Below are 6,074 nucleotides of genomic sequence, written 5' to 3'. Positions count from 1 at the left end.
CGTGCGGGCGCGGCGGATCGAGGTGGACTACGCGTCGCATTCGGTGCACGTGGAGGCGATCGAGGCGGAGCTCGCGGAGTTGCTGGCGCCGGTGACCCCGATGGCCGGTGAGGTGCCGTTCTTCTCCACCGTCGTGACCGACTGGCTGGACACCGCGGCGCTGGACGCCGGCTACTGGTACACCAACCTGCGCACCACCGTGAACCTGGAACCCGCCGTCCGCGCCCTGCTGGACCAGGGGTACACCACCTTCGTCGAGGCCAGCGCCCACCCGGTGCTGACCCACGCCGTGCAGGAGACCGCCGAGCACGTCGGCGTCGCCGCCGTCACCGGCGGCACCCTGCGCCGCGACGACGGCGGACTGCGCCGGCTCTGGACCAGTGCCGCGGAGCTGTGGGTACGCGGCGTCACCGTGGACTGGCGCCGGGCCTTCGCCCCCGCCGCCCCGCGCACCGTCGCCCTGCCGACCTACGCCTTCCAGCACCGCACCTTCTGGCTGGAGGAGCGCTCCGCGAGCGCCGGCGACGTCGGCGCGGCCGGCCTGGGCGCCGCGGGCCACCCGCTGCTCGGCGCCGCCGTCCCGCTCGCCGACGCCGACGGCGTGCTGCTCACCGGCCGGCTCTCGCTCAGGACCCACCCCTGGCTGGCCGACCACGCCGTCAACGGCAGCGTCATCCTGCCCGGCACCGCCTTCGTCGACCTCGCCCTGCGGGCCGGCGACGAGGCCGGCTGCGACCTGCTGGAGGAGCTGACCATCCAGGCCCCGCTCACCCTGCCGGAGCGTGGCGGTGTCCAGGTGCAGCTCGCCGTCGCCGCCCCCGACCAGGACGGCCGGCGCACCCTCACCGTCCACTCCCGGCCGGACGGCGCGGCCCCCGACGAGCCGTGGACCGCGCACGCCGCCGGCGTGCTCGCCGCCGCCGCCGCCCGCCCCGCCGCCGCCCGCCCCGCCGTGTCCGAGCAGGACAGCTGGCCGCCGCAGGGCGCCGAGGCGCTCGACCTGGACGGCCTGTACGCCTGGCTGGCCGAGGTCGGCCTCGGCTACGGCCCGGTGTTCCAGGGGCTCAAGGCGGTCTGGCGGCAGGGCGGCGAACTCTTCGCCGAGGCCGCGCTGCCCGAGGGCACCGACACCGCCGGCTTCGGTCTGCACCCCGCGCTGCTCGACTCGGCCCTGCACGCCATCGCGCTCGACCCGGCCTCGGCCGAGCAGGGGCCGCGGATGCCGTTCGCCTGGACCGGCGTGCGGCTGCTCGCCAGCGGCGCGAGCGAGCTGCGGATCCGGCTCACCCCGAAGGACGCCGACCGGCTCGAACTGACCGCCACCGACCCGGCGGGCGTCCCGGTGGCCGAGGTGGCCGCCCTGGTCACCCGACCCGTCCCGACCGGCCTCGGCACGGCCGCCCGCACCGCCGGGCCCGACCACCTCTACACCCTCGCGTGGGCGCCGCTGCCCGCCGCCGAGGCGCCCGCCGACGCGCGCTGGGCCGTCCTGGGCGACCCGGCCGTGCTGGCCGGCGCCGGGGTCGGGGCCACCGGCCACGACGGGCTCGCCGCCCTGCGGGCCTCGGGCGCCGCCCCCGACTGGGTGGTCGCCGTGCTCGACCCCGCCCCCGCCGGGCAGGGCCTCGCGGCCGCGGTCGCCGAGCGGACGGCCGCCGCCCTGGAGCTGCTCCAGGCCTGGCTCGGCGAGGACGGTCTGCCGTCCGCCCGACTGGTCCTGGTCACCCGGTGCGCGGTCGCCGCCGCCCGTGGCGAGGAGGTCGCCGACCTGACCAACTCCGCGGTCTGGGGCCTGGCCCGCAGCGCGCAGTCGGAGAACCCGGACCGGCTGGTCCTGGTCGACCTCGACGCCTCGCCCGAGTCGCTGCGGGCGCTGCCCGCCGCGCTCGCCACCGGCGAGAGCCAGCTCGCCCTGCGCGACGGCACCGCGCACACCCCCCGGCTCGCCCGGGCCGGCGCCGAGAGCGGCGGCCCGCTGCTGCCGCCCGCCGGGAACTGGCGCCTGGACGTCACCCGCCGCGGCACCGTCGACAACCTCGCGCTGCTGCCCGAGGCCACCGTGCCGCTCGCACCCGGCCAGGTCCGGATCGACACCCGGGCGATGGGCCTCAACTTCCGCGACGTGCTGATCGCCCTGGACATGTACCCGGGCCAGGTGCCGATGGGCGGCGAGGTCGCCGGCGTCGTCGTCGAGGTCGCCGAGGACGTCACCGGGTTCGCCCCCGGCGACCGGGTGATGGGCGTGCTCAACGGCGGCTTCGCCCGCCACGCCGTCACCGACCACCGGCTGCTCGTCGCGATCCCCGACGGCTGGTCGTTCGGCCAGGCCGCGGCCGTCCCGATCGCCCACATCACCGCCTACCACGCGCTGGTCGACCTGGCCGGCCTCGGCGCCGGCGAGTCCCTGCTGGTGCACGCGGCGGCGGGTGGCGTCGGCATGGCCGCCGTCCAGATCGCCCGCCACCTCGGCGCGGAGGTCCACGCCACCGCCTCCGCGCCCAAGTGGCCCGCCGTGCGCGAGCTGGGCGTCCCCGCCGAGCGGATCGCCTCCTCCCGCACCCTGGAGTTCGCCGACACCTTCGGCGCCGGCGTCGACGTCGTGCTCAACTCGCTGGCGGGCGAGTTCACCGACGCCTCGCTCGGACTGCTCGGCGCGGGCGGCCGGTTCATCGAGATGGGCAAGACCGACGTCCGCGACCCCGCCGTGCTCGCCGGCAGTCACCCGGGAGTCTCCTACGTCAACTTCGACCTGACCGAACTGGACGCGGAGCGCACCGCCGAGATCCTCACCGAGATCATGGCGCTGTTCGCCCAGGGCGCGCTCACCCTGCCGCCGATCCGGGAGTGGGACGTGCGGCACGCCGTCGACGCGTTCCGCCACGTCGCCCAGGCCCGCCACACCGGCAAGGTCGTCCTCACCAGCCCGCCCGCCGCCGACCCCGACGGCACCGCGCTGGTGGTCGGCGGCACCGGCGCCCTCGGTGCGCTGGCCGCCCGGCACCTGGTCGCCGAGCACGGCGTCCGGCACCTGCTGCTGACCAGCCGGCAGGGCGAGGCCGCCGAGGGCGCCGCCGAACTCGCCGCCGAACTCGGCGCGTCGGGCGCGACCGTGACCATCGTGGCCTGCGACGCCGCCGACCGGGAGGCGCTCGCCGCCGTCCTGGCGGGCATCCCCGCCGAGCACCCGCTGACCGCCGTGGTCAGCACCGCCGGCGTCCTGGACGACGGGGTGCTCCCCGCGCTGACCCCCGAACGGCTCGCCCGGGCGATGCGGCCGAAGGTCGACGCGGCCGTCCACCTGCACGAGCTGACCGAGGGGCTGGACCTCGCCCACTTCGTCCTCTACTCGGGTGCGGCCGGCGTCTTCGGCAGCCCCGGCCAGGGCAACTACGCCGCCGCCAACGCCTTCCTGGACGCCTTCGCCGCGCACCGCCGGGCCCACGGGCTGCCCGCCACCTCGCTCGCCTGGGGCCTCTGGTCCCAGCTCAGCGGCAGCGGCATGACCGGTCACCTGGACGAGGGCGCCCTGGGACGGCTGCGCCGCACCGGCATGGGCACGCTCGACCTGGCCCAGGGCCTGGACCTGTTCGACCGCGCCGTCGGCTCGGCGGAGTCCGCCCTGGTGCCGATCGCCCTCGACCTGGCGAAGCTGCGTACTGACGCCGCCCAGGGCATGGTCCTGCCGCTGCTGCGCGGCCTGGTCCGGGCCACCACCCGCCGGGTGCTGACCGGCGGCGGCGAGCAGCAGGCCGACGGCCTGGCCGAGCAGCTGGCCGCACTGCCCGGCGAGGGGCGGCTGCCGATGCTGCTGGACCTGGTCCGCAGCCACGTCGCGGCGGTGCTCGGCTTCGCCGGCCCGCAGGCCGTGGAACCGGGCCGGGCGTTCAAGGAGATCGGCTTCGACTCGCTGACCGCCGTCGAGTTCCGCAACCGGCTGATGGCCGTCACCGGCGTCCGGCTGCCCGCGACCCTGGTCTTCGACCACCCGAACCCGGCCGTACTGGCCGCGTTCCTGCTGGCCGAGATCGCCCCGCCGGAGCACAGCGCGGACCAGCGGGTCCTCGCCGAACTCGACCGCTTCGAGGCCACCCTGGCCACGGTCGCCGCCGAGTGCGACACCCCCGAGGAGATCACGAACCGACTGGAACGGCTGCTGTCGGCCTGGAAGGAGCGCCGGCCCGACGCCGGCCCGGCCACCGAGGACATCTCCGGCCGGCTCGAAGCGGTGAGCGCCGACGAACTCCTCAGCTTCATCGACAACGAGTTCGGGCTCTCCTGAGCCGCCCACCGGAACCCGCTAGAAAGGCACAAGGCATGGCGACCCAAGAGCAGCTCGTCGACTACCTCAAGCGCATGACCTCCGAACTCCACGACAGCCGCAAGCAGTTGCAGGCGGCCAAGGAGAAGGACCACGAGCCGATCGCGATCATCGGGATGGGCTGCCGCTACCCGGGCGGCGCCGGCACCCCCGACGACCTGTGGAAGATCGTCGAGAACGGCAGCGACGTGATCTCCGGCTTCCCGGAAGGGCGCGGCTGGGACCTCGAAGCGCTCTACGACCCGGACCCGGACGCGATCGGCACCAGCTACGTCCGCGAGGGCGGCTTCGTCGCCGACGCCACCGAGTTCGACGCACCGTTCTTCGGGATCTCCCCGCGCGAGGCGATCGCGATGGACCCGCAGCAGCGCCTGTTGCTGGAGACCTCCTGGGAGGCGATCGAGCGGGCCGGCATCGCCCCGGCCGCCCTGCACGGCAGCCGCACCGGCGTCTTCGTCGGCGCCAACAGCGGCGAGTTCCTCACCCAGATGCTGCAGGCCCCGCCGGAGCTCCAGGGCTACCTGATGACCGGCGTCGCCACCAGCGTCGTCTCCGGCCGGATCTCCTACACCCTCGGCCTGGAGGGCCCGGCGGTCACCATCGACACCGCCTGCTCCTCCTCGCTGGTCGCCCTGCACCTGGCCGTCCGGGCCCTGCGCAACGGCGACTGCACCCTCGCCCTGGCCGGCGCCGTCGCCGTGCTCTCCTCGCCCGGCACCTTCATCGGCTTCAGCCGGCAGCGGGCGCTGGCCCGCGACGGCCGCTGCAAGGCCTTCTCCGCCGACGCCGACGGCATGGCGCTCGCCGAGGGCGCCGGCGTGCTGCTGGTCGAGCGGCTCTCCGACGCCCGCCGCAACGGGCACCCGGTGCTCGCGGTCATCCGCGGCTCGGCCGTCAACCAGGACGGCGCCTCCAACGGCCTCACCGCCCCCAACGGCCCGTCCCAGCAGCGCGTCATCCGGCAGGCCCTGACGGACGCCCGGCTCTCCCCGGTGCAGGTCGACGTCGTCGAGGCGCACGGCACCGGCACCGCGCTGGGCGACCCGGTCGAGGCACAGGCGCTGCTCGCCACCTACGGCCAGGACCGGCCCGAGGGCAGGCCGCTCTGGCTCGGCTCCATCAAGTCCAACATCGGCCACACCCAGGCCGCCGCCGGCGCCGCCAGCATGATCAAGATGGTCGAGGCGCTGCGCCACGGGGTGCTGCCCCGCACCCTGCACGCCGAGCAGCGCTCCGAGCACATCGACTGGTCGGCCGGCGCCGTGGAGCTGCTCACCGAGGCCCGCCCCTGGCCCGCCGGCGCCGAACCGCGCCGGGTCGGCATCTCCTCGTTCGGCATGAGCGGTACCAATGCGCACGTCATCCTGGAGGAGGCGCCGGCCGAGGAGGCCACCGGGCCGGTCGAGCCGGGCGCCGAACTGCCCGCCGTCCCGTGGGTGCTCTCCGGGCGCGGCGCGGGCGGCCTGCGCGGCCAGGCCGAACGGCTCGCCGCCTGGGCCGGGGAGCACCCCGGCCACGCGCCGGCGGACGTCGCGCACTCGCTGCTGACCGGCCGCTCGGTGTTCGAGCACCGGGCCGTGGTCGTCGGCGCCGACCACGAGGAGCTGCTGGCCGGCACCCGGGGCCTCGCCGACGGCATCGGCGTCCCCGGACTCGTCACGGGTGTGGTGGGTTCGGTGGGGAAGACGGTGTTCGTGTTTCCGGGGCAGGGTTCGCAGTGGGTGGGGATGGGGGTGGAGTTGCTGGGGTCGTCGGT

The 6,074-nt window shown here is 76.0% G+C and carries 2 protein-coding genes; both read left to right on the top strand.

Going from position 1 to position 6,074, the window contains the following annotated elements; genetic code table 11:
- A partial coding sequence (locus AB0J08_RS40815) for an SDR family NAD(P)-dependent oxidoreductase (protein ID WP_360645020.1) occupies positions 1-4,279 on the top strand: 4,279 nt, incomplete at its 5' end.
- Between the two features lie 35 nt (positions 4,280-4,314).
- The coding region (locus AB0J08_RS40810) for a type I polyketide synthase (protein WP_360645017.1) at positions 4,315-6,074 on the top strand (1,760 nt) is incomplete at its 3' end.

The sequence above is a fragment of the Kitasatospora sp. NPDC050463 genome, from assembly GCF_040655255.1.
Classification (GTDB): domain Bacteria; phylum Actinomycetota; class Actinomycetes; order Streptomycetales; family Streptomycetaceae; genus Kitasatospora.
Note: the sequence above shows the minus strand (reverse complement) of the source record. Positions and strands in the feature narration are given on the sequence as shown.